Source organism: Streptomyces rimosus subsp. rimosus (assembly GCF_000720725.1).
GTDB classification, from domain to species: Bacteria; Actinomycetota; Actinomycetes; order Streptomycetales; family Streptomycetaceae; genus Streptomyces; species Streptomyces rimosus_A.
Genome location: NZ_JOCQ01000004.1, coordinates 108,619 through 134,204, shown reverse-complemented (window position 1 = coordinate 134,204; position 25,586 = coordinate 108,619). Strand labels below are relative to the sequence as shown.

31 protein-coding genes and 3 pseudogenes are annotated in these 25,586 nt (G+C 64.2%); 3 read left to right on the top strand and 31 right to left on the bottom strand.

Annotated elements, in window-relative coordinates; genetic code table 11:
- Positions 1 to 156: 156 nt before the first annotated feature.
- The gene (locus tag IH45_RS0103615; protein ID WP_030661140.1) at positions 157 to 1,275 is read left to right on the top strand and encodes a DUF2637 domain-containing protein; all 1,119 of its coding nucleotides are present in this window, start codon (positions 157 to 159) and stop codon (positions 1,273 to 1,275) included.
- Between the two features lie 36 nt (positions 1,276 to 1,311).
- On the opposite strand, the gene IH45_RS0103610 is transcribed toward IH45_RS0103615, so the two are convergent.
- Complete coding sequence (locus IH45_RS0103610) at positions 1,312 to 1,770, bottom strand: ATP-binding protein (protein WP_394298656.1); 459 nt, start codon at positions 1,768 to 1,770, stop codon at positions 1,312 to 1,314.
- Positions 1,771 to 1,921: 151 nt separating this feature from the next.
- A pseudogene (locus IH45_RS0103605) lies at positions 1,922 to 2,521 on the bottom strand (thiamine pyrophosphate-dependent enzyme); the annotation flags it as partial.
- A gap of 66 nt (positions 2,522 to 2,587) precedes the next feature.
- Between IH45_RS0103605 and IH45_RS1000000146175 the strand changes: the two are divergent.
- Together IH45_RS1000000146175 and IH45_RS0103595 are read left to right on the top strand one after the other, a co-directional pair.
- Positions 2,588 to 4,216, top strand: a complete 1,629-nt coding sequence (locus IH45_RS1000000146175; RefSeq protein WP_078897185.1) for a recombinase family protein — start codon at positions 2,588 to 2,590, stop codon at positions 4,214 to 4,216.
- 272 nt (positions 4,217 to 4,488) lie between these two features.
- Positions 4,489 to 4,854 (top strand): hypothetical protein, encoded by a 366-nt coding sequence (locus IH45_RS0103595; RefSeq protein ID WP_050514498.1) that lies wholly within the window; start codon positions 4,489 to 4,491, stop codon positions 4,852 to 4,854.
- 382 nt (positions 4,855 to 5,236) lie between these two features.
- On the opposite strand, the gene IH45_RS0103590 is transcribed toward IH45_RS0103595, so the two are convergent.
- From IH45_RS0103590 to IH45_RS01000000143075, 29 genes and pseudogenes are all read right to left on the bottom strand, one after another.
- The gene (locus IH45_RS0103590; protein ID WP_030661125.1) at positions 5,237 to 6,520 is read right to left on the bottom strand and encodes a hypothetical protein; all 1,284 of its coding nucleotides are present in this window, start codon (positions 6,518 to 6,520) and stop codon (positions 5,237 to 5,239) included.
- A gap of 7 nt (positions 6,521 to 6,527) precedes the next feature.
- Positions 6,528 to 7,019 carry a hypothetical protein gene (locus IH45_RS0103585; protein ID WP_158812916.1) on the bottom strand — a complete coding sequence of 164 codons (492 nt, stop codon included), beginning with the start codon at positions 7,017 to 7,019 and terminating at the stop codon, positions 6,528 to 6,530.
- Positions 7,016 to 7,996 (bottom strand): hypothetical protein, encoded by a 981-nt coding sequence (locus IH45_RS0103580; RefSeq protein ID WP_030661119.1) that lies wholly within the window; start codon positions 7,994 to 7,996, stop codon positions 7,016 to 7,018. Before IH45_RS0103580 ends, IH45_RS0103585 begins: the two co-directional genes overlap by 4 nt.
- A 254-nt stretch (positions 7,997 to 8,250) precedes the next feature.
- Complete coding sequence (locus IH45_RS0103575) at positions 8,251 to 8,562, bottom strand: HNH endonuclease signature motif containing protein (protein WP_030661116.1); 312 nt, start codon at positions 8,560 to 8,562, stop codon at positions 8,251 to 8,253.
- Positions 8,562 to 8,795, bottom strand: a complete 234-nt coding sequence (locus IH45_RS0103570; RefSeq protein ID WP_030661113.1) for a hypothetical protein — start codon at positions 8,793 to 8,795, stop codon at positions 8,562 to 8,564. The genes IH45_RS0103575 and IH45_RS0103570 overlap by 1 nt, the downstream gene beginning before the upstream one ends.
- Complete coding sequence (locus IH45_RS0103565; RefSeq protein ID WP_030661110.1) at positions 8,795 to 9,310, bottom strand: hypothetical protein; 516 nt, start codon at positions 9,308 to 9,310, stop codon at positions 8,795 to 8,797. The genes IH45_RS0103570 and IH45_RS0103565 overlap by 1 nt, the downstream gene beginning before the upstream one ends.
- Before the next feature lie 159 nt (positions 9,311 to 9,469).
- Positions 9,470 to 9,763: pseudogene (locus IH45_RS1000000151165) on the bottom strand (transglycosylase family protein); the annotation flags it as partial.
- Positions 9,764 to 10,159: 396 nt separating this feature from the next.
- A pseudogene (locus IH45_RS01000000143100) lies at positions 10,160 to 11,266 on the bottom strand (DNA cytosine methyltransferase).
- 75 nt (positions 11,267 to 11,341) lie between these two features.
- A complete protein-coding gene (locus IH45_RS0103550; RefSeq protein WP_030661104.1) occupies positions 11,342 to 11,566 on the bottom strand; it encodes a hypothetical protein in 225 nt (74 codons plus the stop codon).
- Positions 11,563 to 12,864 (bottom strand): peptidoglycan-binding protein, encoded by a 1,302-nt coding sequence (locus tag IH45_RS1000000146165; RefSeq protein WP_158812914.1) that lies wholly within the window; start codon positions 12,862 to 12,864, stop codon positions 11,563 to 11,565. Before IH45_RS1000000146165 ends, IH45_RS0103550 begins: the two co-directional genes overlap by 4 nt.
- Positions 12,865 to 12,883: 19 nt before the next feature.
- On the bottom strand, positions 12,884 to 13,111 hold the full coding sequence (locus IH45_RS0103540) for a hypothetical protein (protein WP_030661097.1): 228 nt from the start codon (positions 13,109 to 13,111) through the stop codon (positions 12,884 to 12,886).
- Complete coding sequence (locus tag IH45_RS0103535; RefSeq protein ID WP_030661094.1) at positions 13,111 to 13,320, bottom strand: hypothetical protein; 210 nt, start codon at positions 13,318 to 13,320, stop codon at positions 13,111 to 13,113. Before IH45_RS0103535 ends, IH45_RS0103540 begins: the two co-directional genes overlap by 1 nt.
- Positions 13,310 to 13,525 carry a hypothetical protein gene (locus IH45_RS0103530; protein WP_030661091.1) on the bottom strand — a complete coding sequence of 72 codons (216 nt, stop codon included), beginning with the start codon at positions 13,523 to 13,525 and terminating at the stop codon, positions 13,310 to 13,312. Before IH45_RS0103530 ends, IH45_RS0103535 begins: the two co-directional genes overlap by 11 nt.
- A 2-nt stretch (positions 13,526 to 13,527) precedes the next feature.
- Entirely contained in the window at positions 13,528 to 14,010 is a 483-nt protein-coding gene (locus IH45_RS0103525; RefSeq protein ID WP_030661088.1) for a hypothetical protein, read from the bottom strand.
- On the bottom strand, positions 14,010 to 14,333 hold the full coding sequence (locus tag IH45_RS0103520) for a hypothetical protein (RefSeq protein WP_030661085.1): 324 nt from the start codon (positions 14,331 to 14,333) through the stop codon (positions 14,010 to 14,012). The genes IH45_RS0103525 and IH45_RS0103520 overlap by 1 nt, the downstream gene beginning before the upstream one ends.
- Before the next feature lie 203 nt (positions 14,334 to 14,536).
- Positions 14,537 to 14,827: a hypothetical protein gene (locus tag IH45_RS0103510; protein ID WP_030661081.1), complete on the bottom strand. Its 291-nt coding sequence runs from the start codon at positions 14,825 to 14,827 to the stop codon at positions 14,537 to 14,539.
- 110 nt (positions 14,828 to 14,937) lie between these two features.
- On the bottom strand, positions 14,938 to 15,504 hold the full coding sequence (locus tag IH45_RS1000000144990) for a RuvC family protein (protein WP_050514497.1): 567 nt from the start codon (positions 15,502 to 15,504) through the stop codon (positions 14,938 to 14,940).
- A gap of 217 nt (positions 15,505 to 15,721) precedes the next feature.
- Positions 15,722 to 16,171 carry a hypothetical protein gene (locus tag IH45_RS0103495; RefSeq protein WP_030661059.1) on the bottom strand — a complete coding sequence of 150 codons (450 nt, stop codon included), beginning with the start codon at positions 16,169 to 16,171 and terminating at the stop codon, positions 15,722 to 15,724.
- 126 nt (positions 16,172 to 16,297) lie between these two features.
- Positions 16,298 to 16,891 carry a hypothetical protein gene (locus IH45_RS0103485; protein ID WP_158812912.1) on the bottom strand — a complete coding sequence of 198 codons (594 nt, stop codon included), beginning with the start codon at positions 16,889 to 16,891 and terminating at the stop codon, positions 16,298 to 16,300.
- A gap of 241 nt (positions 16,892 to 17,132) precedes the next feature.
- Positions 17,133 to 17,480, bottom strand: coding sequence for a hypothetical protein (locus tag IH45_RS0103480; protein ID WP_158812910.1), 348 nt, complete (start codon positions 17,478 to 17,480; stop codon positions 17,133 to 17,135).
- Complete coding sequence (locus IH45_RS1000000148560; RefSeq protein WP_158812908.1) at positions 17,395 to 18,531, bottom strand: hypothetical protein; 1,137 nt, start codon at positions 18,529 to 18,531, stop codon at positions 17,395 to 17,397. Before IH45_RS1000000148560 ends, IH45_RS0103480 begins: the two co-directional genes overlap by 86 nt.
- Positions 18,528 to 19,010, bottom strand: coding sequence for an HNH endonuclease (locus tag IH45_RS1000000147685; protein ID WP_032916710.1), 483 nt, complete (start codon positions 19,008 to 19,010; stop codon positions 18,528 to 18,530). The genes IH45_RS1000000148560 and IH45_RS1000000147685 overlap by 4 nt, the downstream gene beginning before the upstream one ends.
- Positions 19,003 to 19,362 carry a WhiB family transcriptional regulator gene (locus IH45_RS1000000146160; RefSeq protein ID WP_078897183.1) on the bottom strand — a complete coding sequence of 120 codons (360 nt, stop codon included), beginning with the start codon at positions 19,360 to 19,362 and terminating at the stop codon, positions 19,003 to 19,005. The genes IH45_RS1000000147685 and IH45_RS1000000146160 overlap by 8 nt, the downstream gene beginning before the upstream one ends.
- Entirely contained in the window at positions 19,362 to 19,679 is a 318-nt protein-coding gene (locus IH45_RS0103465) for a hypothetical protein (protein ID WP_030661046.1), read from the bottom strand. Before IH45_RS0103465 ends, IH45_RS1000000146160 begins: the two co-directional genes overlap by 1 nt.
- Positions 19,676 to 19,831 (bottom strand): hypothetical protein, encoded by a 156-nt coding sequence (locus tag IH45_RS1000000148555; protein ID WP_158812906.1) that lies wholly within the window; start codon positions 19,829 to 19,831, stop codon positions 19,676 to 19,678. Before IH45_RS1000000148555 ends, IH45_RS0103465 begins: the two co-directional genes overlap by 4 nt.
- A complete protein-coding gene (locus IH45_RS01000000143080; protein WP_032916707.1) occupies positions 19,828 to 20,892 on the bottom strand; it encodes an ATPase domain-containing protein in 1,065 nt (354 codons plus the stop codon). Before IH45_RS01000000143080 ends, IH45_RS1000000148555 begins: the two co-directional genes overlap by 4 nt.
- Before the next feature lie 187 nt (positions 20,893 to 21,079).
- Positions 21,080 to 21,262, bottom strand: coding sequence for a hypothetical protein (locus IH45_RS0103450; RefSeq protein WP_030661042.1), 183 nt, complete (start codon positions 21,260 to 21,262; stop codon positions 21,080 to 21,082).
- Between the two features lie 9 nt (positions 21,263 to 21,271).
- Entirely contained in the window at positions 21,272 to 23,203 is a 1,932-nt protein-coding gene (locus IH45_RS0103445) for a glycyl radical enzyme family protein (protein WP_050514495.1), read from the bottom strand.
- A gap of 368 nt (positions 23,204 to 23,571) precedes the next feature.
- Positions 23,572 to 25,563, bottom strand: coding sequence for a DNA polymerase (locus IH45_RS01000000143075; protein ID WP_032916705.1), 1,992 nt, complete (start codon positions 25,561 to 25,563; stop codon positions 23,572 to 23,574).
- Positions 25,564 to 25,586 lie beyond the last annotated feature (23 nt).

The following is a 25,586-nucleotide window of genomic DNA, read 5'->3' as shown; positions in this document are numbered from 1 at the left end:
ACTCTGCCCGCGGCAGCGGCAGTTCGATCCGAACGCGCTCTTCCGCGCGCCCCTGCACCCCCTTGGCGTCCTCGTTTCCCGAAAGCCCCGGCGGGACGGACGGATTCCGTCAGGATGTCGCGCGAAAGCGCGTACGCCGAGGCAAGGGGCCCCAGGATGAGAATGATCGATATATCGCTTGATTGGCTGGCTCCGGGGGTCCTGCTGCTCGTCGGGGTCGCCGCGACCGTGGTCGTGGTCCTGCGCGGCAGGCGCGCGGCCGACGCGGCGCCGGGCGAGGACTCCTGGGAGCGCAGCCAGGAACGGCGGCGCCGGAAGGAGGCCGTGTACGGCACCGCCTCGTACGTGCTGCTGTTCTGCTGCGCCGCGGTCGCGGCGGCGCTCTCCTTCCACGGGCTGGTCGGCTTCGGCGTCTCGAACCTCAACCTCTCCGGAGGCTGGGAGTACCTGGTGCCGTTCGGGCTCGACGGCGCGGCGATGTTCTGCTCCGTGCTCGCGGTGCGCGAGGCCAGCCACGGTGACGCGGCGCTCGGTTCGCGCCTGCTGGTCTGGCTGTTCGCGGGCGCCGCCGCCTGGTTCAACTGGGTGCACGCGCCGCGCGGGTTCGGCCACGACGGCGCGCCGCAGTTCTTCGCCGGGATGTCGCTGTCGGCGGCGGTCCTCTTCGACCGGGCGCTGAAGCAGACCCGGCGGGCCGCGCTGCGCGAACAGGGCCTGGTGCCGCGCCCGTTGCCGCAGATCCGGGTCGTACGGTGGCTGCGGGCCCCCCGGGAGACGTTCGGCGCCTGGTCGCTGATGCTGCTGGAGGGCGTACGGACCCTGGACGAGGCCGTCGAGGAGGTACGCGAGGACCGCCGTCAGAACGAACGCAACCGTCACCGCAGGCGCGAGCAGGACAAGCTGGACCGGGCCCGCATCAAGGCGATCAACCGCCAGCACCGGAACTGGAACCGCGGGCGCGGCGGCCGGCAGGTGCCGCTGACGGCGGGCGCGCCGACGGCACACGGCTCCCCCGCCGCCGCGCAGCAGGCCGCCGGCGCGGAACCTGCGATAGCCGGCGACCCGGAGGCCCTGCCGTCCGGGGCACTGCCCGCGGGGGCCGATCCCGTCTCCCCGGCCGGCTCCCGTCCGGCGCTGAAGGCCGTGCACGGCACCGAGGCCTCGGACGCGTATCCGCGGACGGTGGACCTGACCGCCGAGGACGACACCCAGGCACTGCCCCGGCTGGACTCCCTGGAGCAGAAGCTGGCGCAGATCGAGAAGCAGTTCGGCTGACCCGCGGCGGACCGAGCCCGCACCCCCGGCCTTTCGTCAGGCCGGTCCGCCGCCCAGTTCGAACCACACGCATTTGCCCACTCCGTGGGCGCGTACTCCCCACGCGTCCGCGAGGGAGTGCACCAGCATCAGCCCCCTTCCCGAGGTGCCGTCCGTCGTCGGCGGGCGCAGCCTGGGCCGCCGCCCGACGAAGTCCCGTACTTCCACGCGCAGCCGGTCGGTGACCGTCGCGGTCACGACGGCGCCCCCGTTCGTGTGGACGAGGGCGTTGGTGACCAGCTCGCTGATGAGCAGTTCGGCTATGTCGCTGTCCGCGGCTTCTCCCCACTGGCGTAACAACTGGCGCAGCTCGGCACGGACCCCGGCCACCGCCGTCAGGTCCGCATGCCGCAGTGTGCGTTCCATCTTCCCCGGCAGCCGGGTGCCGTTGCGGACGCCCACGCGTCCGGCCACCGGTCCGGCTCTGTCCTCGCGCCGCACTGACTGACGCTTCATCCTCCCCGCCCCGTACGCTTCAGGTCCCTCTCCCTCGAACAGCTTCACGGTCATGCATGCCCACCGGTCCCGGTGCCATGCTTCGGCCCACGAGACGGCGGAACGCCAGGCCGCAGGCATGTGCCTGCGGCTCGGCGCCCGTAATGCCCGGTCAGGGGCGGGGGATGTTACGGAGGTTGGAGCGGGCCATCTGGACCATGCGGCCGACCCCGCCCTCCAGCACGATCTTTCCGGCGGAGAGCGCGAAGCCCTGGACCATGTCCCGGCTGATCTTCGGCGGCATGGACAGCGCGTTGGGGTCGGTGACCACGTCGACCAGGGCCGGGCCCTGGTGCTTGAAGGCGTCGCGCAGCGCGCCGCGCAGTTCCTTGGGCTTCTCCACGCGTACGCCGTGCGCCCCGGCCGCCCGCGCGATGGCGGCGAAGTCCGGGTTGTGGTTGCCGGTCCCGTACGCGGGCAGGCCGGCGACCATCATCTCCAGCTCGACCATGCCCAGCGAGGAGTTGTTGAAGAGGACCACCTTCACCGGCAGGTCGTACTGGACGAGGGTGAGGAAGTCGCCCATCAGCATGGTGAATCCGCCGTCGCCGGACATCGAGACGACCTGGCGGCGGCGGTCGGTGAACTGCGCGCCGATCGCCTGCGGCAGGGCGTTGGCCATCGACCCGTGGGTGAAGGAACCGATCACGCGGCGGCGGCCGTTGGGGCTGATGTAGCGCGCCGCCCAGACGTTGCACATCCCGGTGTCTACGAACATGCCTTAACAACATCCTCCGCTTTCGCCATAGCGTGAAAAGCAGAAGGAATTGGAGAGCGCATGTCCCGAAAGTCACTGCCCCGCCTCCGGCGGCGCGCGATCGTCTACATCCGCGTCTCGCAGGAGAAGGAGGAAGGCTACAGCCCACAGCAGCAACTAGCCTCTTGCCTGCCATTCGCTACACAACAAGGTATCGACATCGTTGACGTCGTATACGACTTGGATAAGACCGGCCGCGACTTCGCCAAGCGCAAAATCATGCGCATCATCCAGCGAGTAGAAGCTGGAGAAGCTGAGTGTGTGCTCGTTTGGAAGTGGTCTCGCTTTGGCCGCAACATCGAGCTATCTAAACGCCACATCAGGATTCTCGAAGAAGTTGGTGGCGAACTCCTCGCAGCCACTGAACACTTCGACACCAAGACGACGACCGGAAAATTCGGCCGCGACCAAATGCTTCTCATCTCCGAGCTACAAACAAACCTCATCGGGGATAGCTGGAAGGAGACTCACGAACGCCGTCGCAAGAGTGGTAGACCACACAACGGACGTGAGCGGTTCGGATACGACCGCTGCCCTGATTGCCGTCGAAGCGAGGACAACCCGAGAGCGTTTGTTCGATGCAAGACGTGCGAAGGTATTCTTCAGCCCAACTCAGTCATCGAGCCTTTCTACCGAGCGGCGTACTACCGCTACCTAGGATTGAAGGACAAGAAACTAAACCTTCACTACTCCGAGGAGTCTGTCGCGTCCATAGTTAAAGACAGCGTGAAGCTAGGCATTCGTTCCACCGAAGGGAACTACCTCACGGCAACCACGCTGCTTCAGGTCATGGATACCGGTTTCGCCGCCGGGTACATCCGGGCCCGCAGCGAAGAACTTCGAGAATCCAAGCCCAAGAACAACAAACCAGAGTCATTCGACATCTGGATCAAGGGTAAGCACAAAGCCATCATCGAAGAAGAGGTATGGGAGGCGTATAAGAGGAAGCGTCGCAAAGCTAAAGGCGGGCATGATCGCGCCCCTAAGTACGCAGTTTCTGGACTCCTTCGCTGTCAGGGAACACGCATAGACAACACCGCGTGTCACTCCAAGATGGTCGCCGCTAGCCTCATGCGCACTAAGGGCGGCTACCGAAAGATTATGCGCTGCCCTCACGTCCCGAACCGCTCGTGCACAGGCGCCGCGGTCTCACTTGACAGGGTCGAGCGCCTCGTTTACGAGTGGTTAGACGAGAGAGTGAAGGCTAGCGACATGGGTGAATTGGCATTGCAACGCATGACAGCAGCAGACAGCGCGGAATCGAAACTGACACTTATAGAGACGGACCTTACGAAGATAAAAACGAAGCTGAGTAAGCTCGCCGACGGCTGGCTGGAAGGTTTGATCGACGCGGAAACCTACTCCGACAAGAAAGAAGAGTTCGAAGCCGACAGAGACACCCTAGAGTCCCGGGCCGACCTTCTCCGCGAGTCTATTTCCAGCAACCGCATACCGAACAGCGCGGCTCTCCTCGACCTGAGGGACCTATGGCCCAAACTAACCAATCACGAGAAGCGCAATGCACTCAAGACGGTCATCGATCACATCAAGGTGTATAAGGCGACGGGCCGAGGCGATCGAGCCCGAATCGAGATAATCGCGAAGTGGGACGCGCAGGCTCAAGCGGACCCGTTCGAACTAGTCTCCTGATTTCCAACGGCCGGGTTGCCTGCTTCTTGCCAGACGCGGTAGGCCGCCCGGCCCAGCACCGACCAAAACCCGTCCCAGCACTCTTGCTCTTCTGGCGAGATGCCCTCGCGCACCGCAGACAGCGACACTACCTCTGGCATACCCTGGTCTTCCATTCGCCCTCCTCGGCCCCGGATTTCGGAATCTGAGGCGAGCCTATGGAGCGCACAAAGAAACAGTTAGGGCCCCCGATGCGGGGCCCTTTTTCACGCCCGAAAACAGGAGGAGAGACAGTGTCCGAAGCAGCGGCGAAAGATCACGGGCCGGTGGGTTACACCACGAGCGTCTACGACGAGGACGTAGAACGCGACTACTTCTGGGAGAACGTCGCGCTGGGGTTGCTCGGTCTGATCCCGCTTTTCATAACCGAGCAGCAAGGAAAGTCGGACGCGGAGCTGGCTCCCATGGCGGAGAGGGCCGCGTATGTGATCGCGTACAAGGCCGACGCTTTCCAGTATCCGACGAAGGGAAAGACCCGCGCGACAGGAGTACTTTCGGCGCTGGCCGCTGGCATGGCTGTATTGGCCAGGACGCCGGGAGGGGTCACCGCGCTCGGGGTACACGCCTGCACCGCGGAACACGAAGGGTGCCCGAAGTAGGTCGTCGGCAGAAGGCCGGCCACCCGTCCCAGTCTGGGACGGGTTTTTTCATGCCCGAAAACAGGAGGAAGCATGTCTCAGGTGTGGGTTGCACTCGTGTGCGCCGCCACGGCGATTGTCGGCCTCGGAGCCGTCTGGCTCGCCGAACGGTTCCTCGGTGAAGGGAAGCACCGGAAGCGTCGGTAGCCCCTGGGAGAGCCCAGTCCGCCCTCTGGGCTCTCCCCTCATTTCTCATACCAGGACGGTGCCGTCGCCTTCACACTCGACGCAGGCATCAACCTGGGGCCAGCGTCCGCGGCATCTCGGGCAGGGCTTCTCTATCAGCTCGTCGTCGTGACCGTGGTTCCAGTGGTCGCCAGCACCTGAGTAGTTAGTAGTCATTTCAGTCCTCAATTACGTCAGCGTCGACGATGGTCTGGTCAGTGGCTTCGGCAGCGGGCGCGGGAAGAGCACGCTGGGGTTGGGCGTCATTGCTTCCGAAGAGCCGTGAGATGAGTCCGGTCTCCGCGGCGCCCTTCTGGCTGGCCTTGATGGAGATGCTGACGGATGCCTCGTCGGTCTTGCGCTTGCTGGCCGCGAGCTTGCTCCACCTGTCGATTTCCTCAGACAGGACAGGGTCCAGCTCGGTGTCGCCGTAAGACTCTTCAGCGCGGGCTCGTTTGAAGACGCGGCCGAGTTGCAGCTCCAGAACCGTTGCTTCGGCGTCGGCGAGCTGCTCTTTGGTTCGGATGACCGGAGGCGCCGGCTGGTACCAAGCGGCGAGCGTAGTAACTCCGTCGTGCCGCTCCTCAACAGCACGGGTATCAACTGGCTCTGGGGCCCGATCCGGGTTTTCCTCAGTTGCCGTTTCGGGGGTAGTAGTTACTCCCCTGCCGTTGAGCTGCTGCATGAAGGCGCGCCAGGCGTGGAGGGACAGCCGGAGAACCTCGGTGCTGTCGTCCTGGTCGACGAGGGCGATGTCGTACCCAGCGTCGATGAACTCCTGCCGATGTCGTGCCCGCGCACGGTCCTTCATCTTCTTCGGGTACCGGCGTAGCTGTCCGCCGGAGTACCAGATGGTGTCCCCGAACTGGGACGGGGAGAGCCAGCTCGTACTGGTGACGGCGTGGAAGGGGACCTTCTGCATCAGCTCGGGCTTGGTGATACCGAGGCCGAAGAGTCGGACGCCGGCCTTGGCAAGGCGCACCAGGCGCTGCGTGAGGTGGTCGTCGATGGCGTCCTTGGGGACGGCGACGTTGGGCCAGGCTTCGCAGATGGCGTCCAGATCCTGTCCGGGGTGCCAGACGATGACGGCTTTGTGGCGCCGTTCTTCAAGCCAGGGCAGGCGCTTCATCTGGTAGGTGGGGTCGAGGCGTAGTGCGTCGAACTCCACGAAGAAGTCGATCCGGTGCAGGTTCGGGTCTACGACCTGGTCGTAGTAGTGGTCGGCGATGCCCGGCAGTTCCTCGTCCTCCGGCCCCGATCCTGGGCTGTTGTTGAGGGCGTAGGTGCCGGAGTCAAGCAGTACGTGTGCGCCGGCGTCGAAGTGCTCGTCGATACGAAAGGGCTTGGTGAACTTGGTCCGCTTGCGTAGGCCCCAGTAGCTCAGGCTCTGGTCAAGCCACCCTTCAGCGGTGAGCAGGCGACGGTAGACGGGGAATTCGGTACCCGCCTGGTAGATGTGCATGGCTGTCCTAGAGAGGCTCGGCGGTGCGGCGGGGATCAGTGGCGTGAGCGTGGGCCTGGGCTTCGGTCTCTGCGACCAGTTCGGACCAGGGGCGCAGGCCCTGTTGGTAGTCCGGGCGCCATTCCGGCTTGGCGAAGTGCGGCAGCGTGAGCGTTGCTACGGGGTAGCCGCGGGCCAGCAGCTTGACGCTGACGGCAGGGTCAGGCTCGACGACCAGGTCCACCTTCATGCCGGTGCCGGTGAGATGTCCGAGGCACTCCAGGCGCACGTCGGCCGGCTTTACAGCTCTTGAGGTCTGCGGTGGGCTGACGATCCGCATGTGCGCTGTGAAGCCGTTGAAGGCGAGCCACTGCTGAGTGGCAGGCGGGTCGCGGTCCTCGGTGAGGAGGTACAGCGCGTGGTCGAGGGCAAGAGCCTGGTAGAGCGCCTTGCCGGCGTTGATGGCGCCACCGGTCTCGCGGTTGCGCAGGACTCCGTCGATGGTGATCGCGATGTTCAACGCCGGCCCCACAGTGCGGCCTTGAGCAGGGCGGTCTGGGCGTCGTCGATGACCTGTCCGTACAGGGCAACATCGGTGGACTGTTGCGCTGTGACCCCGACTTCCTTGAGCTGGCGCAGTGTCTGGGCAGTGCCTCGTTCCTTGGCGGCCTGCCACCGGTAGTTGTTGAAATCGGCGTAGCCGCTGCCTTGGGGGCTGAATGCCTGGCGCCGGCCGAGGTGGATGCCGTCGTAGAGGGTGGTGGCCTCGGCGATGACCTGGCGCAGTTCGGCCGCGGCGTTCATCCAGCCGGGGCTGCCCTTGGCGAGGGCGGAGAGGCTGCTGGAGAGGTTGCGGTACCGGTCGAGCAGGCGCTTGGCCTGCTGCTCGTCGCGTGTTGCTGCTTCGGCGTACTCGTCGGGGTAACTGGAGCGGGGATCGGTGGGCAACTTGGGCGGCTCGATGGTCCACTCGTCGCGGGTGAGGGAGTACGCCGCGTAGGGGTTGATGGCCTTGATGTCCTTCACGCCGTGCGCCGAGTTCCAGTAGAAGGTGACCTCGTAGGTGCCTGTCCCGATCTGGACGGTGGCCGTGGTGGGCCATAGCGCGCTGCGCAGTGACTCGTTGACGAGCTTGGCTACCTCTTCGGAGGTGAGTCCGGCGTACTGGTCGTTGTAGTGAGCGAACTGGGGGAAGTCGACACCGATGAGTACGTCAAGGTCTCCGTTGCCTCGGTCGGCTGCCCATTGGTAGGTGATGCCGGACCCGGCGAGCCAGACTTCGGCCCACTGGTTGAATCCTGGGGTGACCATGAAGAAGTCGCTCAGGGTGCGGAGAATCCAGTCGCGTACGTCTGCCCTGATGTGCGTGCCGTCAAAAAGGTTCGGGTCGAGCGTGTCAGATGGCTCGGAGAAGTACCCGCTGCCACCCTGCTCCGGGTCGGCGATGTCGGCGAGGGACTCAGTGAGTCGTTCGTAGAAAGCGTTGGGGCCACTCATAGGACTGAAGCTATGAGTGGCCCGAGAAGAACTGTTAGTAGCGCCGTGGGATCAAGTGGTCAAAGCACGAAGTAGTAAGGCTGTGGGAAGCCCGAGACACGCAGCGTAGAAGATGATCACTCCCGTGCGGCTATGCCTCTCCTTCCAGGCTGCCCAACGCTCTGTGAAGGTGTCACCGAAGTGAGGGCTGATGAGCAGGTACGTCTCGTAGATGGCTATGCCAACCCAGAACCCTAAAATGTGTTCCGCGGCACTCACTTATTGCCCTTCTTCTTGTCTCGCTGGTGGCGGAGGCGGGTGTTTTCGGCTCGGGATACGACACGCAGGTTGCTGGGCCGGTTGTCGGTGTAGTCGCCGTTCTTGTGGTCAACGGTTTCGTCCGAGCGCAGCTTGCGGCCCAGCTTCTTCTCCGCGGCCAGGCGGTGGGCGTAGGTCACCTTGCCGGTCTTGGGATCGCGTACGGAGCCGTAGCCCTTTTTGGTCGTGCCGCCGGTCCACTTACCGCCCTTGGCTGCGGTCTCCCCCGCGCTCGGCTTCTTGGCCGCGGTCTTCTTCGCTGTGGGCATCAGCTCTCCTTGATGCGCTCGGGCCAGTGCCAGGTGCCTCCGAGCTGGCCGGCCTCGTCGTAGGGGCAGCCGCGGTCGAAGTAGAGACCGTTGGGGTTGAAGACGACAAGGCTGGCACGTTCGTCGTCGTGGGTCTCAGTGATGATGGCGAAGCGACATGCTGGTCGGTGCTCCCCACCGGGAGTTCCGTAAGACCGGTAGTGGACTATGCGTCCGATGCTGGGCTTCGGCATCAGCTCTCCTTGGCGGCGGTCTTGTCGTAGTGGTCAGCACGGACGCGGTTCATGACCGGGCAGAAATCGCAGAGGTAGCGGTCCTTGGCGGAGCGGTACTTGGGGAGGCCGGCGGCCTTGCGTTCGGTGGCGGTGCCGGGGGTGAGCATGACGCGCTTGCTTCGGAAGTCCCCGCAGTCGAGGGTGCGGTTGTGCTTCTTCCAGCAGGACAAGGCGTCTTCGCGGAAGGTGTCCTTGAGTCCGTAGAACTCGGCTCCCAGGCCGTCGGAGCCGCCGTTGGCGACGGCCTCGTTGAGCTTGGTGAGGATGGCCTGCCGGTGTTCGGCGTTACCCCAGTTCTTCTTGGCTATGCGTACCAGGGGGTGGGCCGTATGCGGGTTGCCGTCCGGGAAACGGTGGCGGCGTACCAGGTTTCCCAGGAGGTGGTCCTCGTGCGGAGTTCCCTCGTGGTCAGGTAGCTCCTCGATGGACTTGCAGTCCTTGCACATCAGCAGCCGGATGAATTCTTCTGCCACGGGGTCTCCTGGTGTCTTTCTTTATGGTGACCCCAAATTAAGTGCTGCCGCGAGAAGGCTGTTAGCGTGAATGCGAGAAGCCAGGCTCCCGGTCTGCCCCAGGTCACCTGGCTTCTCTGCTGAAAGCCCACGGCCGTCAGTGGTGTGAGTCTACTAACGCATACCTGCCTTGTAGGAGCAGACGGGCCAGGCGCCCGGTCCCTGACCGTGAAGCGCCTTTTCGGCGATTCGGATCTGCTCGGCCTTGCTGGCGTTGTGCGGCATTCCCGTGCCGCCGAAGGCCCGCCAGGTCGTGAGGGTGAACTGGAGGCCGCCGTAGAAGCCGTTGCTGGTGTTGATGTGCCAATTGCCGCCGGATTCGCACTGGGCGAGGCGGTCCCACGTGGTGGTGGAATTGCCACGTTCGTGCGGGGTGGGCTTGGGCTTCGGAGCCGTGCCGACGGCGAGCCGCAGCTTCTGACCTGGATAGATCAGGCTGGGGTTGGGGCCGATGGTGGCGCGGTTGTCGCGGTAGAGAGCCTGCCACTTGGAGGCGTCACCGAGCTGGTCCTGGGCGATGCTGCTGAGGGTGTCGCCAGAGCGGATGGTGTAGGTCCGGGCGGCCAGCGTGGTCTTCGTCGTCGTGACCATGTGGTATCGCGTGGAGCTGGTTCCTCGTGCCGCGGCCTGCTCGGTGGTGGCAGCGGTGACGAGGACGGCGGGGATCAGGGCGAGGGCGAGCTTGCGCATACAGTTCCCATTCGTTGGGGACAGGGCGCTTCGGCTCTCCCTCCGAAGTTAATTTGAGGGTAAGGAAGTGCCCCGGCCTGGAGTTAGCCGGGGCACTGTTAGCCGCTCAGTACAGCGGAACTAGTTCCCCTTCTCCAGAGCAGCGATGATGTGCTTGCCGACAGCTCGGGCGACCGGCGGCGGGAAGGCGTTACCGACCTGTCGGTAGGCCGTTGTCTTACGGCCAGCGAAACGCCAGTGGGCGGGGAAGCCTTGGATGATCGCGGCTTGAGCGACGGTCAGTCTCGGGCCGATCGGCTGGCCGTCCTTGTCCGTGCTGTAGAGGTCACGGGCCGAGTTCTTCGTGGCCTCGGGGTCATCGGCGACGCTGCGGGCGTCGATTCCGAGTTTGCGCCAGGCGGCCCGTGCCCGGGTGGGGCCGAGGTCGGCGCCTCCATGCTTCTTGGACCCGCCCACGAGGGTGGGGGCTATGCCTGTGCTGGCGGCTTTGTGCCAGCGCGCGTACGCCTTCTTGCCAGCCGATGAGTCGCCGAAGCGCTTCCTCATCGTTGGCGCGAGCGCCTTCGCCACCGTCACCTGCTCGCCCCGCTCGGGCGTCGGCCAGGTGAAATGGGCAGCGAACTGCGGCTGCATGGCTATGAGGATCGAGCGCGGCCTGAGCTGAGGTACTCCGTAATCGCACGCCTTGACGACTCGCCAATCGCAGATGACGTAGCCCTCGGCAAGGAGGCGGGTCTTGATCACATCGTCGCGGTAGCGCTGGAACTTCCGCGGCGGTTCGAGCAGGCCGCGTACATTCTCGATCATGACGGCCTTGGGCTTCAGGTAGCTCACCAGGTCGAGCATTGTGGGGAAGAGATCGCGCTCGTCATCCGGGCCCAGCTGCTTGCCCGCGGCTGAGAAGGGCGGGCACGGCACTCCACCGGCCAGCAGGTCGAGCGTGCCGGGTTCCAGGGCCAGCTCTGCTGGGTCGAGCTTCGTCAGGTCAGCTGTGATGATCCGGCAGTCGTCCCAGCCATTCTTCTCCGTGACGTTGAGCTTCAGTGTCTCGCACGCGTGGTAAGCACGCGTGCGCAGGGGCAGGCGTTAGCGCTGCGCCTCGCACGCGTGCTTGTCGATCTCGATCAGTGCGTGGTGGCGGAAGCCTGCCTGGTGCAGTCCGAGTGCCTGCCCTCCGGCTCCGGCGCATATCTCCAGTGCGGTGAAGTTGTGCTCAGTGTGGGTCATGTTTTTCCCTTCGCGAACCGGCTACGGAACAATACGCTTGCTGCCTGCATTGTTCCGTAGCCGTAATCGTGAGTGTTACTGCTGGCTGTCGCGTGCATCGACGACCACGTGCTGGTTGGCCGTGACCTTGGTGCGGGATTCCAGGCCGACGATGAGGACGAGCAGCGTATTGAGACCGCCGATGACAGCCTCGTTCGCCTCTACGCCTGCCAGGCCCGGCACAAAGTGCACCAGGGCAGTCAGGAGGCCCACCACCAGAGTTCGGGTGAGGATCGGATTCTTCTTGATGTAATCGTTCACTGCATTAGCCTCCGCCATGTGATCGGCCCGACGTTTCCGTCAGCGTCGGTGCCGTACCATCCCTGGTTCTTCTGAAATGCCTTGACCCCGGCTCGGGTTGTCTTTCCATAAAAGCTCGAAGGGCCGTAAGAGAGGTAGCGTCCATAGCCCTTGCGGAGCAGAGCCTTGTCGACGGCCAGCACCTGGGGGCCACTGGCTCCGTAGCGGACTGCTGCGCGGCCCGGATACGAGCTGGAGCTGCTGCCGGAGCCAAGGAGGACGCGCAACGTGGCCGGACCGGGAATGCCGTCGGCAGCGACACCGGTGTGCCCAAGGGAGCGCTGGAAAGCGGCGTACGCGCGGGTATCGGCATCGGTCCAGCGAGGGCCAGGTCCAACGGAGTAATAGCTGCCGAAACCGCGGCGGACGAGGGCCTGGCCGACGCGGGTAACGTGGCTGCCGTAGGCGCCGGGCCCGTAGCTGTACCCGCCGATGACGACCCGGTAATGGCCGATGCCTCCTCCCCCGCCTCCGCCGCCCGGCGGCTTACTGGGTGTGGTGGGCGGGTCTGGCTGCGGCTTGGCACCATCTGGCAGGTGCAGCTCCTGGCCGGGCTTGATCACGTTGGGGTTATGAACCTGAGGGTTGGCGCCGATCAGCGAGGCCAGGGAGATGCCGACGGCCGCGGCGATGCCTGCCATGGTCTGCCCAGCGCGCACAATCCACGTCCGGCCGGTGGGCTTGCTCCCTCCCCCGCCGGCCGCAGCAAAGAGTCGGGCCGCAGAAATGCAGCCAGGGTCGCCGTGATCGTTACCGGGAACATTTGCGTGGCAGTAATGGCCGCCTTCGTAGAGCCAGACGGAGCGCGTACGTCGGGAGCCTCCGGGGTAGGCCGGCGGAGCACCCATGGGGAAGGTGTCGGGGACGCCCCAGCTCCGGATGGCTGCCATGAGGGCGCGGAAGTTCGGTCCCGGTCGCCAGTAACTGGTAAAGGGATTGGCTGCCCTGGCCAGTACCTCAATCTGGATACAGACGCGCCCGGTTCGGTTGGTGCGACTGGAGCCGTCGTTGCGTAGGGCTCGCGCGGATTCGTCGAGTGGTCCGTACTGGCCGATGCGATCGGTGACGGGGTCGTAGAGGATGTGAGGCTCGGCACCGATGTTGATGAGGTAGTCGCCGACGTTACGGAAGGCGTCGTCGCCGGAGCCGCTTTCGGTGCTGTGCCAGACGACGCGGGGCGGCAGTCCGGGGGTGTCCATGTCTCCGCCGATGCTGCCGTCTCCGAGGCGCTCGGCGCCGGGTATCCAGCGTGTGCCCATAGGTCTCTCTTTCGTGGTGTCAGGCGTAGCGGTGGGAGCGCTCCGGGTAGGGGGTGAGGTGTGCTGCGGCGCCGGCGTCGCTGAGTCCCTGGCCTCCGAAAAGCCGGGGTTCGAGGGTGCGGTCGCGGCTGTCTTCGGTGAGGCGCTCTACATGGCCGCCGCGGTTGGGGTTGGCCTTTCGGACCGTGGCGTCGCTCAGGCCGTACGCGAGTTCATCGGTGAGCGGGCCGCGGGGGACGTATGCCATCAGGGGGCCTCCGGCTTCTTGGTGCGCGGTATCGGTGGGGTGAGACGTTTCTTCGAGCCCAGCAGCGAGCGGTCGTTGAAGACGTTGGCGAGCCGCGACTGGGCGAGCAATCTGTCGCTGTCGACGGTGAACTTGACGTTGTCGCCTCGGCCGGAGCGCCGGCGGTCGAAGAGGCTGAGCGGTTGCTTCTGGGCGTCCTTATCCGGCATGGGGGTCCTTGCGGGGCGGTGGGTAGACGGAATCGACGGCCAGGGCATCGTCGAGGGTGGGGCTGATCTTGCGCTGACCGTGGATGCCGAATTGGGGCTGCGGGGCTCGCCAGGGGCCTTCGGGAACGGGTTCGCACATCGCGGCGAGCATGTCGTCGACCTGTTGCTCGCGGGCGGTGGACCAGGGGCGGGGTGCGTACTCCACGGCTACCTCCAGGTGGGGAGCAGGGCGCGCAGGGCCTGGAGGCGCTCGGCGGTCTGCTCAGGGTCGGGGGTGGCGGAGTACTTGCCTTCGTGGGCCAGGTGGTTGCCTTCCGGGCTTCCCTGGGCGGTCCATCGCTGTCCGCGCATCTGGTGCTCAATGCCGGTCATCGGCCCGAAACCGGAGGGCCAGTGGTAATCGTCAGGGGCGAGACGAGAGCCTTTGTGGACGCCTCGGGTGTAGGGGCGGGCATTGTTGCGTTCGGCGGTGCGCGTGCTGTTGTTGGCGAGCCGGTCGGAGCGGCGGGACGTGACGGTACCGAGAAGGCCGTCGGGGTATTCGGCCTCGCCCAGGCGTGGCGCGGAGAGTCGGCCGCGGGCAATCGAGATGTCGCGGGCGCCAGTGATGGTGGTGCTGCCGCCTCCGCCGACGACGGAGCTGCCGGCGCCGGGGAGCTGGTAGGGCGTGGAGTAGAGGATGTCGCTCATCAGCCCACCTGTGTGTTGCGGACGGGGTTGGACCCGGCGTAGCGGGTGACGGTGTTGGAGCCGGTCTGGTCGCGCTGGCGTCGCTGGACGACCTGCTCGGGGGTCATGCCGCGGGTGCGGGCCTCGGTCTGGATGTCGGCGATGCGGGCGAGGACGCCGGAGGCGTAGGTGCTGTCGGCGCCGGTCAGGCCGCCGACGATGTTGCCGACGGCGGAAGTGCGTTCCATGGGCTGAGTGCCGGACTGCATTCCGGCAACCTCCCGGCTCACCTTTCCGAACTGACTGCCGTTGAGGACGCCGGAGCCGAAGGCAATCTGCGACATTGGGTGCTCCTAGCGGTTGTAGACGGGGTTGGATTCCTCCTGCGGCGCGGGCTGCGTCTCGTCGGAGGACGAGCTGGCCGCCGCGGCGCCGAATTGGGCAGCGCTCAGCACGCGTGATGTGTTGGCACCTGCGGCTGCTGGCGCTGCGGACCGGGCGAGGGTGGGCAGCACAGCGCGGGCGGCGCCGAGAATGGCGGGGAGCATTACTTACCATCCGTGCAGAACTTGGTCGGCATGATCTTGACGTTGCGACCGGTAGCGCTAGCGATGGGCACATTGGAGACGTGGCGGTCGGCACGAATGGCGCCGATGCCGACGCGGTCGAGCTTGCGGGCCTTAATGCCGGTGGCGTGCTCGGGATAGGCACTGCCCCCCTTGGCGTTGCCCTTCTTCTTGACGGGCGTGCCGCCCTGTGGCTGGACGTAGGTGCTCGCCAGAGCCATCGACTTGCCCATGGTGGGGAACTGGCCGGACGAAATGATGTGCTCGCTCAAGGTGGCCTCCTGCGCCCTCGGCAGCCGCTTGTTATTCGCTATCGAGGGTAGGTAGGCGTTTTCTCATTGTGGTAATAGCGAAGGCCCCCGCTGGCGCGAGGGCCTTCTGTTCATGCCACTGTTTTGAGCCTGGTCGGGCTCTTGAGTTTCTCCAGGGCGGCTAGCTCATCCTTGCTTCCCTTGCCGGTGTACACGGAGCAGGCGACGCGGGCCAGAGCGTAGGCGTCGGCCAAGTTGTCGTCGTAGAAGGTGGCTCCGTAGCGGCGGGCTACGGTGTCGAGCATCTCCTGCTTGGTGGCCGTGCCCTTTCCGGTGACGTACTTCTTGAGGGTGGGCGGAGGGACGATGATGGGGTGGCGCCAGGAGTAGACGCCGGCTATCTCGGTGATGGCTAGCTTGACTGCTCCCCCGAGTTCTCCGAGGGTTTCGCGCTGGAACTTCGATCCGTGGGAGTAGCCTTCCATCGCCACGGCTTCTATTCCTCCGAAAGCGCAATGGACGCTGGAAAGCATCATCTGAACGTCGCGGAAGATCTTGGTGAGCCGATCACTCTGGGACGCGAATTTCGCGGCTTCCCACTTGCCGGTCTTGGTCTGATATATCTCGCTCGGATGGCAGTAGACCGCGAAGCCGAAACCGCTGTAGGACTGGTCGATCCCGACGAACGCATACGTCACACGGTCTCCCACTGAGTGGTCGCACGCTGTATCTCGTAGTCGTAGGAGGCCGCGCCCTCCCAGGAGCGGGGACGATCTCGTTGCAGCACGGACCGGGCTCCCTTCGCGGAGGGCATGGTGGGGTAGGGGCCGTAGCAGAATCGGCGTCGACCGCCGTTCCTGTACGTGACGATGCGGACCACTCGAAAGACCTCAGCCGCGTCCTCGTCGACCTGCCTCATGCGGCCAGCTCGCCGGGGAGGACCGCGTCCGTGACGTAGCGGCTGCGTCGGATGGTATGTGCCAGGCAGTCGAGCCGCTGGCAGACCAGGACGACCTCAGCGTGCGGCAGGCTGGAGAGGAACGTCTGCACAGGCAGCCACTTATGCGGCTGGCCGTTAGCGCAGGCATACGGGAACTGGAGCACCGCGACCTTGTCCTGGCTCAGCAGGCGGTAGCAGTCGGAGCCAAAGCGGCTGCGCAAGACCTTGGACGTCAAGTTGCGCTTGTCCAACTGGTGGCGGCCTGCGTCCACCTGGGACTGGGTTCGGAGGCTATTGGTCAGCGTAGTGACGTGTACGTAGTAGTCGTCGACCTTGTCAACAAGGACGGTGCGTCCCTGCCGGCGCCTGTCCTTGTCGGCCCAGACCTGGCCAGGGACAATCATCTGCTTGGTCAGCTTGCTCACGGGTCTCCTAAGCAGCGAAGGGCTCAATTCGGCATACTGAGCACAGGACTTCGTCGTCGATGTATTCACGCTCTTCGTCTTCGCCGATTTCGTAGCCGCAGGCGCAGACGGTGGCGCTCTGGGTCATCACTTGTTCCCCGCCAGCCACTTGGTCAGCAGCTCCTGATAGGCAGTCTTACTGCTCTCCGCATCAGCACGTGCAATCTTCAACTCCGCGAGCGTCTTCTCATACTTCCGATGAAGGATCGTGGAGCCGCAGGAGGCCGTCCGGTTGGTCAGCAGGCCAAAAGGGATAGGCGCGGGAGTGGACAGGCGCCGGTTCTGCTCGGACAGCCGCTTACAACGATCGTCGAGAATGTTCTTGGCCTGCTGAAGACTGTTGACCTTTTCCTTGAGTTCGGCGACTTCCTTGGACTGGCGAACATGTTCTTTGCTCGCATCTCGATTCGCCTGGTCCGCCATGGCATCGCAAACCTTGTGCGCTTCAGTCTCATCCGCCAGCTTCTGCTTGAGCTTAGCCATCTCACCGGTCAGACTCTCGACCTCCTTCGTCAGCTCCGCCTTGACGCCCAGCGCGTTGTCGAGCTGACGCTGTAGCTCGATGACGGTATCGGCCGGACCTACAGCCTTGCGCAGGGCTGCCAGGTCGGTTGCGTCCAGCATGAGAGAAAATCCGACGCCTCCGGACTTCAGCTCTCCTGTGCGCTGTGTGTCGACCATGAGATGGTGCACCTTGGTGTGGCTGCTCAGCCGAAAGCGAATCGTCATGGTGTACCTCTCAGTTCGATATGGGTCGGTAATTTTTGAGCAGGCTCGCCGGACGGATGTGCACAGAGGTACGCCGACCAGTCGTCAGGTTGTAAACGGTCGCCTGGTAGATACCGGTGTGGACATTGGTAAGTACCGCGAGCTTGGTGAGGCTCTTGTGGAGCCACATCTGTTCGGTGCGCATGTTTTCCTCTCAGGTATTCCAGCGTTGGGCCCGGCTCTCTCTGTCGTGGCGGCCGACGCGGCGCGTCAGTTCGCGGGAGACGACCGCGGCTTTCGCTGTCAGGCCGGTATAGAGGGCGTCGAGCAACTTCCGGCTCGCGTAGGTCGCGTTGTAGGTGTCGACCGCGGCCAGGACGTCGGGGTCGGCAGCCGCGGCGGCCTTCTGTGCGGTGACGGACTTCTCGGTGCGGGCCTTCACCGCGGCGATGGCTCGCAGGCGGTCGAGGTCGGTCTCAGCCTGCTTTTCGTCGACTGCCGCCTGAGCGAGCCGTGTTCCGGCGAACTCGGCCCAGGTCGTCATCTGCACGAAGAGGGTCATCAGCTCGTCGTCGCTCAGGTCGGTCAGGTCCGCCGGCAGCTCCGGGGTTTCCTCGCCGGGGCGTTGCGGAAGTCTCAGACCTTTCAGACGCAGGCGCCGTGCGGTCTGCCGTGCCAGCGTCGGCGCCGCGTCGTCGGGTGGCTGCGCCATCTCTCTCCTCGTAGGCCGTGCAGTCCTTGCAGCCGCCCTTGGGGCAGGCCGGCGGGCGGTCCTTCTTTACGAGCCGGAGCTTGATTTCGCGGCAGGTGTGTATGCGATCAGCGACGAGGTCGAAGTTCGTCTTGACCGTGAAGCTTTTGACGGCCTGGTGCATCTTGGACTCGTAGATGAACTCCGCGCCGTCGACCTCTACGCCGGGGATCTGATTGGCGAGCCAGATGTAGATCTGGACCTGACGCAGGTGTGAGGGGAACGGGACCGTGGTGTTGGCCCACAGTTTCTTGACGTCTACGTAGGGGGCACCGTCGGCGTCCTTGCGGCTGTGCGCCGTCAGGAGCTTTGGGTGCTCGAAGCGGTAGGTCCCCTCCCCCACTGTCTTGACTTCGAGGATCTTGCTGATGGGGGCTAGAAGGCCGTCGGCGTGGCCGGATATCTGGTGGGTGGTGGTGGCGCGGAGCGGGACTTCGGCGTACTCCAGAGCGCTCGACCTACAGACGTCGCAGATGTCGGGGCTCTTCGCCCAACGCACTTCTCCGCAGTTCAGACACTTGAAATTACCTTCGAGCCAGTCCATCTCCCAGGCTCGGTTCTGCCACTTGCGGTGGACTTCGTGGCCGTGGTCAAAGATGTTGAGCGATTGGAAGCCGAACTTCTCCTTGTGGTAGATGCCAGTGGAGATTCGCAAATACGTGGCACGGGGGCACCAGTCGGCCTTGGCGACCTCGGATGGATGGATGATGTCCTGACGCCGACTAGTGTCGGCTGCATTCTTATTGACGACGTGCGTCTTTGCTGCGGCGAGAAACGATTCTTCGCTGCGGCGAGATGCGAACAGGTCATCGAGGCTAGGGGGAGGCTTCTTGACCGTCCGGCGAGGGCGTGGGGCCTTCATGCTGCTGCCTTTGTCTGTGCATGTACGTGCCGCCAGGACTGACCTCGTACGATCTTTCCGACGGTGGAGCGCGCGAGTCCGTACTGGTCGGCCAGAGCTTGCTGGGATGCGCCGGCGGTGTATCGCGTACGGATGCGGAGGATGTCGGCTGCGGTCAGTCGGGTCTGGTGATGGGCCTCTCCGACGTGGAGTGGTGGTGCGCTGCCGCGGCCCTTGGCCCACATGTCGAGTACGTTGTCCGCCTGAGTGCCGTCGGAGAGATGGTCGGGGCGGATGCATATGGGGTTGTCGCAGTGGTGCAAAATGACTCCGGCTGGCATGACCCCATAGGTGAGGTAGTAACTGTAGCGGTGGGCGTAGTAGCGCTTCCCGTCCACCCAGTAGGTGCCGTAGCCATTACCGCGAGTACCTCCGGTCCATTTCCAGCAGGTGTCGGTCTTGTGGACCCGTGACCAGAAGGCTTCTTGAGCATCAGTCACGGGCTTTCTCCTTTGCATCAGCGATGGCGAGGAGGAGGCTGTGGACGCGTTGCCACTTCTCGGGGTGGTGTCGGTACTTCTTGCGCATGAATCCGAGTTCGTGCTGTCCGAGGCCGCCCCAGACGCCGTTGCGTTCGCAGTTGACCATGGCTTGCGTCAGGCACAAGGAACGCATCGGGCAGACGACACCGTCATTAGTGCCGTTGCAGATGTCGCGCGCGTGGTTCATATCGTGGAACCACGGATCGTTCTTGTTGGTATGAGGCGTAGGGAACTTCCGGCACTTCGCTTCTGCTTCTGGATCGTCTCCCGCGCTCCAGTCAGGCGCTGCCTTGCGGGAGAAGAGAGCCACTAGCTATCGCCGCTCTCTTCCACAAGGAAGTCGAAAGTGTCCTGGCTGACTGTCATCCAGTTGCGTCCGCCGATTTCGGTGACGAAGACCATCTCCCGACCGGAGATCAGTGCGTGCTTCTCCGCGGCCAGCAGCTCGTCAAGCTTCAGGGGGTAGGACTTCTTCGTCGTGGTTTTTGCTTCGAAAGAGAACCGATCGGAGCGAACGTCGTTCTTGAAGATCCAGCCGTTGCCCGAGCCGGGGTTGCACCGGCCGTCGTACCGGGTAGCTAGTCGCTGCTCCTGGCGCTGGCTGCGCTTGGTGCCGCTGACGGTCATGGCTTCTCCGGGCTGTCTCGACGCTTCACCAGCTCGTCGAAAATCTCCTGCATGTGCCGGCAGTCGCTCCGGGCCATCCAGGCTGAGACGAAACACGCGATGGCGTTGATGGCGAGCAGGGCGTCGAGAAACCACAGGATGGTCAGGATCATGCTGCCTCCAGGGCTTGGTGGGTACGTGGGTCTGCGGCCGTGAGTACAGCTTGTTTGAGTTCTTCCTGGAGGTCGAGGTCTTCTCGGATGGCGGCGAGGACCGGGTCCTTGCCCTTCCAGGTGTGGGAACCGAAATCGAAGTAGCTGCCGCGGCGGGTGAGGATGTCGTAGAAGAGCGCCCACAGATAGAGGTCTTTGCCGATGTCGAAGTCGCCGGCGCGGAGCGCGGTGGTCTTGGCGTCTTCGAAGTAGTAGTCGGTCTCCGAGACCTTCTGCCCGGCGATCTGTTTGTTCTTGATGGTGCGGAAGCGCATGACCTGGCCGATGCGGGCCTTTCCCTTTCCGGGGCGCGCTTCGTCTATCCAGTCAGCTCGTGAGACTTCGACGCGTGAGTAGTAGGCGAAGTTCTTCGCGAGACCGCCGGGTGTGGTCTTGGGGGTGCCCTGCGGGGAGAAGCCGCCGATCTTCTCGCGCCACTGATTGATGATGATTCCGGTGACGGGGCGAGTGTCGTCCGTTGTGGCGCGGCCGGTTTCCTTGCCGACCTTCCGGAAGAACTTTCCCATGAGCCGGGCGCCGAGCGTCATGGATGCCTCGTCCATGTCCTTTTCGGCTTCGCCGTCTGGCACCAGGGCGGGGTAGGAGTCCAGGACGATGAGGTCGACGGCACGGGCCTCGGCCGCATCGATGGCGACCTGGAAAGCCTCTTCCATCCGGTTGGTGGCGTGGACGATGACCTGGTCGGGGTTGGCTCCGATCATGGCGGCCTGGTCTCTGTCGTACGCCTCGGCCGCGATCCACAGCGCAGTGAAGTCCGGGTTAGCCGCCTGATTGTGGGATATGAGCTTGTGGCAGACAGTTGTCTTTCCACTGCCTTCCATCCCGATGACCTCGCTCCACTGATTGCGAGGGAACCCGCCGCCGAGGATCAGGTCAAGGGACAGAATTCCTGTAGGGAGCTGCCCGGAGTTCTTAAGGGAGCTGGCTACAACGAGGCTTCCTGCTCCGTACTGCTTGTTTATCTTGGCCATGAGAGCGACCGCTTCATCGGTCAGGGCCATGAATGTCCTCCCCTCATCATTGCCAGGCAAGTGGGTTTACCTGCGATTTCGATGCGAGGAGACTATGCGCGACTGCCGCTTAATGTCTCAAGCTAATGTTGGTACCCTCCGTCACGAAAAGGTAAAGAGCTGTGGCATGGAGAAGCCCCCGAGCCAGGTTCGGGGGCTTACTTACCAACTGGAGTTGCTAAGCGGTGATGTCGTCCGCTGCGAGGCGCAGCTCATCTGCCAGCTCGCCCAGCGCCCAGGGGTAGTTTGCCTCGTCGCCTTCCGGGTCGTAGTCAGCAGAGAAGTGTTCCATCCGGTCTTCCAGTCCCGAGGACACGCTCTTCAGGGCTGCGGCTACCGCCGCTTCGGCTTCGCTTGCCATAAGTTCCTCCTACTTCAGATCACATCCGTCTGCTGCGCAGGCCAATTCCTGCGACCCGATGGTCTGGTCCGAGGTCTCGTAATGCACCAGCTCCGACCAGAACAAACGCGGCATCTTGCTCTTCAGCTCACGGTAAGCGTCTTCCTGGCACTCCTGGTAAGGCGCCTGCTGATACGTATGGTTAGAGAAGGGAAGAAACGATACTCCTGACATCTCGTCGATGTGCTGCCACACCCATTCTCGTACCCCGTCCCACTCCGTTTCTCGGACGGACACCGTCACGGACGGCTTGTGCTCGCAGTAATGGCGCTGGTAGTCGAGCCACAGTTCCAGGTGCTCAACAGCGCTCAGGTCGTCTCGCGTCAGAGCGCCGGCAGCGGCCCGCTGGGGGAACGAGAAGACCCAATTCGTATCGTTGAGTACGTCCTTCTCGTAGGGAACGCCGGAGTCGATGAGGAAGTCCGAGATGGGGTCCTTCACATCGCTGCGCACGGTCCGCACCCAGTAGGGGCTGTGCGGCGGATGCAGGCCGGACGACACACCGGTCATTTGAGACGTCGTGCCCTCAGGCTTGACCGCGGTGATGGCAGCCGAGGCCGGAATGCCAAGCAGCTCCGCCTCCAGCTCGTTGGCGACGCGGGCTTCGTGGCGCAGTTGTTCCAGCACGTCGTTCTTCAGCTGGCGACCGTGGCCGTCCACCAGGAGCGGGTTTCCGAAAATCCCGGTCATAGAGGCGCCCAGGAGGCGCTCCTCTTCCGCGTTGCGTGACCATTCCTCACGCAGGAAGGGGAAGTCGGTCAGAGTTGCCTGCCAGGTGCCGAGGATCGCCGCCAGGCTGATCTTGCGCTTCAGGTCGAGCAGGTCGTCCTGCGGGCGTACGACGACGGTGGACAGGTTGCAGAAGGACCGAGGGCGCAGGATGATCTCGCTGCACGGGTTGGTGCCGTACTCGGTGTCGGCGTCCCGCCGGCCCCAGCGCGCGGCGATCCTGCGGGCCGCGTCTCGGTGGAAGATCCCGCGCTCACCGCTGCCCGATTCCCGCAGCGTCTGCCACTCGGCGTCGAACTGCTCCCGAGTGACGGTGTCGTGGTAGACGGCGGAGTTGTTGGCAAGGGCCCGGTAGGGGTGGGCGATCCACCACTCCCCCGCTTTTGCCTGGGCCATCTCCTGGTCGTCCAGGTCGGAGAGGCTGATCATCGCCGACCGGCGCACACCACCAACCACCACCACCGACGCCACCTTGCACGCCAGATCATGAGCTTCGATCGGCCGCAACTTCCGGCCCTGGGCGACACGCAGCAGCTCCACGGTGAACTCGAACAGATCCTTCAGCGGCTCCGGCCCTGACGCACGGCCGCCGAACGTCTTCAGCCTGGAGCCGGCGGGTCGGATGCGGTCGTAGTTGACCGTGGGGACGCGGCCCTGAATCCACACCATGTCCAGCAGGGCGGCAAAAGCCTCAGCCCAGCCGAGCTTGCTGTCGCCCACCCACAGCACTGTGCCGAGGTCGAGCTGGGGGTGGGCGACGGGCGGGAGCTGGTCGACGTAGCGGCGTTCGACGGAGAAGCCCACGCCGGTGCCATTGAGCAGGATGAAGAGGACTTCGGAGAAGGCTCGGAGGTCGTCCAGCGGTGTGTACGCGCAGTTGTATCCCGCGATGGCGGACAGGTCGAGTGCTCCTCCGGCCGTCATCATGGCGCGCATCGACGGCAGCACCTCGTGGTTGAGTACGGCCTGGCGCAGCGAGTAGGCGAGCGCTTTGTCCGGGATGTAGCCGTGCTTGGTCTTGAGGTGGTCGGTCATGAAGGCGAAGTAGCGGTCGACGGTCTCGGTCCAGGTCTCGCGCCGGCCTACGTCGTCCCGCCAGCGGGCGTAGCGGCTCTTGGCGATGTATGCCTGGTAGGGGTCGGCGAGGTCGCCGCTGCTGTCTATGAGAGTCATGTGGGGGTCCTTGGTTATCCGACGCGGCCGACGATGCTGCTAAGGGAAGCGCTTCCTGCCACCTGTCCCCGGGCGGGCTTGGGATCGCCGTCGGAGGATGAGGCGACCATGCCGGAGGTGGAGTGGAGCTTCGGGTAGCCACAGTCGTAACAGCGGAGCGCCGCGGGGGCGGTCGGCGGAGCCATGTAATTGCCGCTCGCACAGTTGGGACAGCGGGATACGGACGCGGCCGACTGTGCCTTTGTCGGAGCCGCTGAGGGAGGTGCGGGCTGCGGTGCGCTCGATGGGGTTGCCTGTGCCGGCGGTGTGGGTGCTCCTACGGCTCGTGCCCAGAAATTACTCATCTTGAGTCTCCTGATAGTTAGTCATCACTTTGCCTCCGACCATCGGTCGCACACCTTGACGTCCGCGGTGAGGGGCACTTTGATCAGCTTCTGAATTTCCGTTCCGATCATTGCCTGCTGGAGCAGCGCGGCCCCTTCTTCGGTTTTGTCCTCTCGACAGTGGACCACCAGCTCATCGTGCACTGTGAGGCTCAGGCGCAACCATTCTCTGTTTTGCCGGCACAAGTGCCCCATGCGAATGAGCGCGAGTTTGTTGATGTCGGCGGCCGATCCCTGGACCAATGAGTTGAGGAGCTGCCGCTCTGCACGAGCACGAATCCATCGCACCGAGCTGGCCAGGTCCGGCAGTCGGCGCTTGCGTCCGATGAGCGTGCGGATGTGTGGGACCTCGTGACTCAGCGCGTCTCTGATGAGCCACGCCTTGAATTTCCCGACCTCAGGCATGGTGCGCGCCTGGAGGGCGAGGAAGTCTTCCGCCTCTGCCACAGAGGCTCCCATCGATTTGGCTACCGTTTCGGCTTCCGCCCCGAACAGTACGGCGAAGGCGAGGGTCTTGGATCGGTTGCGCTGGTCGGTCGTCACTTTCTCGGGGCTTACGCCGAAGACGGCGGAGGCGGTGGCGGTGTGCGCATCTATGCCTGCATGGAAGCCGTCGTACCAAGCTCCATAGCCAAGGAAGTGAGCGATGACGCGCAGCTCAATCTGCCCGTAATCCGCTACCAGCAACTTCCAGCCCAGCTCCCGTGCCCCAGCGTCTGTGAGAACCGGGGCCTTCCCCGGAGGGGCAATGAACAGGCCGCGGACGGCCTTGCCCAGCTCGGTACCGGGTCTGGGGACGTTCTGGAGGTTCGGCTCTGAGGCACTGAAGCGGCCGGTCACGGTCCCGTACTGTTTGAAGGTGGGGAAAATGCTTCCGTCGAAGATGATCGACGGCTTTCCTTCTTTTTCGTTGCCCAGGTAGCCCTGCACATACGTGCCGTGGAGCTTGTTGACTTCCTGGTATTCGAGGAGCGTGGCGCAGACCGGATTGTCGCTGTGCCGCTTTAGCTCTTCGGCGTCGGTGGAGTAGTCGTAGAGGGTGGGTTTCTCGCCGTCGCGGCGCTTCTTCTTACCGCCCTTGGTCAGCTTGCGGGGCTTGATACCCTGCCCGCCGGCCGACTTCATACCGAAGAGGATGTCGGCCTTCTGCTGCGAGGAGTTGATGTTGAAGACCTTGCCCGCGGCCTTGTAGACCCTCTCGACGATCCCTTCGAGCTGGCGGGCCAGGTCCACGTCCAGCCGTCGCAGGGCCTCGATGTCGACCGGTGCGCCGGTGAGCGCCATGTCGAGCAGGGCCTGAAGGACTTGAAGCTCCATGCTCATGGCGCGGGAGAGGCCCTCGGCCTGGAGCAGCGGGACCATCTTCTGCCACAGCAGCCAGGTGTAGCGGGCGTCGAGGTACGCGTAGCGGGCGATCTTAGAGAACGGGTGGATTTCTACGCGTTTGCCGACGTTCTCCGTGTCGTACTTGTGGCCGTACTCCTCGATCACCCGGGGTTTGAGACCGTTGAGCCGGTTCTCGTCCAGGAGCCAGGACGCTACGAGGGTGCAGCCGTACCGAGGCACGGGAGGCTGCTCGTCGTAGTACTTGGCGACGCTGACGAGGTCGAATACCGCCCCCTGCGCGATTTTTCGGTAGCGCTCCTGGAAGAGAAGTGGCTCCAGGGCCTCGAAGACTTGACTCGGCCGGAGCTGGGCCGGCGGCTCATCCCAAACTGCGGGGATGGCATCGAACTTCCCGGTCTGCTTGTTCTTCTTCCGGGTGGCCTTGGAGATCAGCGTGTCGCCGTTGGGATGTCCCATCGGGATGACGACGGTCGCTCCGTAGGTGGCCATGGACAGCCACGTGACCTGGTTCTGACTGGGGACGCCGCGGTGCTCTCCGACGGTCTCCACATCGAAGGCGTAGGCATCCTGGCGCTTGAAGTACTCGACTGCTTCGGTGAGGTCTTCTTTGGTGAGGATGACGTGACTCATTAACCGCTCTCGGCACTGAAAGG

Bases quoted from the DNA above. Each gene is read 5' to 3' on its own strand.
- IH45_RS0103615 (WP_030661140.1), top strand. From the start codon at position 157: ATGAGAATGATCGATATATCGCTTGATTGGCTGGCTCCGGGGGTCCTG.
- IH45_RS0103610 (WP_394298656.1), bottom strand. From the start codon at position 1,770: ATGAAGCGTCAGTCAGTGCGGCGCGAGGACAGAGCCGGACCGGTGGCC.
- IH45_RS1000000146175 (WP_078897185.1), top strand. From the start codon at position 2,588: ATGTCCCGAAAGTCACTGCCCCGCCTCCGGCGGCGCGCGATCGTCTAC.
- IH45_RS0103590 (WP_030661125.1), bottom strand. From the start codon at position 6,520: ATGCACATCTACCAGGCGGGTACCGAATTCCCCGTCTACCGTCGCCTG.
- IH45_RS0103580 (WP_030661119.1), bottom strand. From the start codon at position 7,996: ATGAGTGGCCCCAACGCTTTCTACGAACGACTCACTGAGTCCCTCGCC.
- IH45_RS0103575 (WP_030661116.1), bottom strand. From the start codon at position 8,562: ATGCCCACAGCGAAGAAGACCGCGGCCAAGAAGCCGAGCGCGGGGGAG.
- IH45_RS0103570 (WP_030661113.1), bottom strand. From the start codon at position 8,795: ATGCCGAAGCCCAGCATCGGACGCATAGTCCACTACCGGTCTTACGGA.
- IH45_RS1000000146165 (WP_158812914.1), bottom strand. From the start codon at position 12,864: ATGGGCACACGCTGGATACCCGGCGCCGAGCGCCTCGGAGACGGCAGC.
- IH45_RS0103540 (WP_030661097.1), bottom strand. From the start codon at position 13,111: ATGGCATACGTCCCCCGCGGCCCGCTCACCGATGAACTCGCGTACGGC.
- IH45_RS0103535 (WP_030661094.1), bottom strand. From the start codon at position 13,320: ATGCCGGATAAGGACGCCCAGAAGCAACCGCTCAGCCTCTTCGACCGC.
- IH45_RS0103525 (WP_030661088.1), bottom strand. From the start codon at position 14,010: ATGAGCGACATCCTCTACTCCACGCCCTACCAGCTCCCCGGCGCCGGC.
- IH45_RS0103520 (WP_030661085.1), bottom strand. From the start codon at position 14,333: ATGTCGCAGATTGCCTTCGGCTCCGGCGTCCTCAACGGCAGTCAGTTC.
- IH45_RS0103485 (WP_158812912.1), bottom strand. From the start codon at position 16,891: ATGGTCGACACACAGCGCACAGGAGAGCTGAAGTCCGGAGGCGTCGGA.
- IH45_RS0103480 (WP_158812910.1), bottom strand. From the start codon at position 17,480: ATGACCCTCTTCGTGCAGATGACGACCTGGGCCGAGTTCGCCGGAACA.
- IH45_RS1000000148560 (WP_158812908.1), bottom strand. From the start codon at position 18,531: ATGAAGGCCCCACGCCCTCGCCGGACGGTCAAGAAGCCTCCCCCTAGC.
- IH45_RS0103465 (WP_030661046.1), bottom strand. From the start codon at position 19,679: ATGACCGTCAGCGGCACCAAGCGCAGCCAGCGCCAGGAGCAGCGACTA.
- IH45_RS1000000148555 (WP_158812906.1), bottom strand. From the start codon at position 19,831: ATGATCCTGACCATCCTGTGGTTTCTCGACGCCCTGCTCGCCATCAAC.
- IH45_RS01000000143080 (WP_032916707.1), bottom strand. From the start codon at position 20,892: ATGGCCCTGACCGATGAAGCGGTCGCTCTCATGGCCAAGATAAACAAG.
- IH45_RS0103450 (WP_030661042.1), bottom strand. From the start codon at position 21,262: ATGGCAAGCGAAGCCGAAGCGGCGGTAGCCGCAGCCCTGAAGAGCGTG.
- IH45_RS0103445 (WP_050514495.1), bottom strand. From the start codon at position 23,203: ATGACTCTCATAGACAGCAGCGGCGACCTCGCCGACCCCTACCAGGCA.
- IH45_RS01000000143075 (WP_032916705.1), bottom strand. From the start codon at position 25,563: ATGAGTCACGTCATCCTCACCAAAGAAGACCTCACCGAAGCAGTCGAG.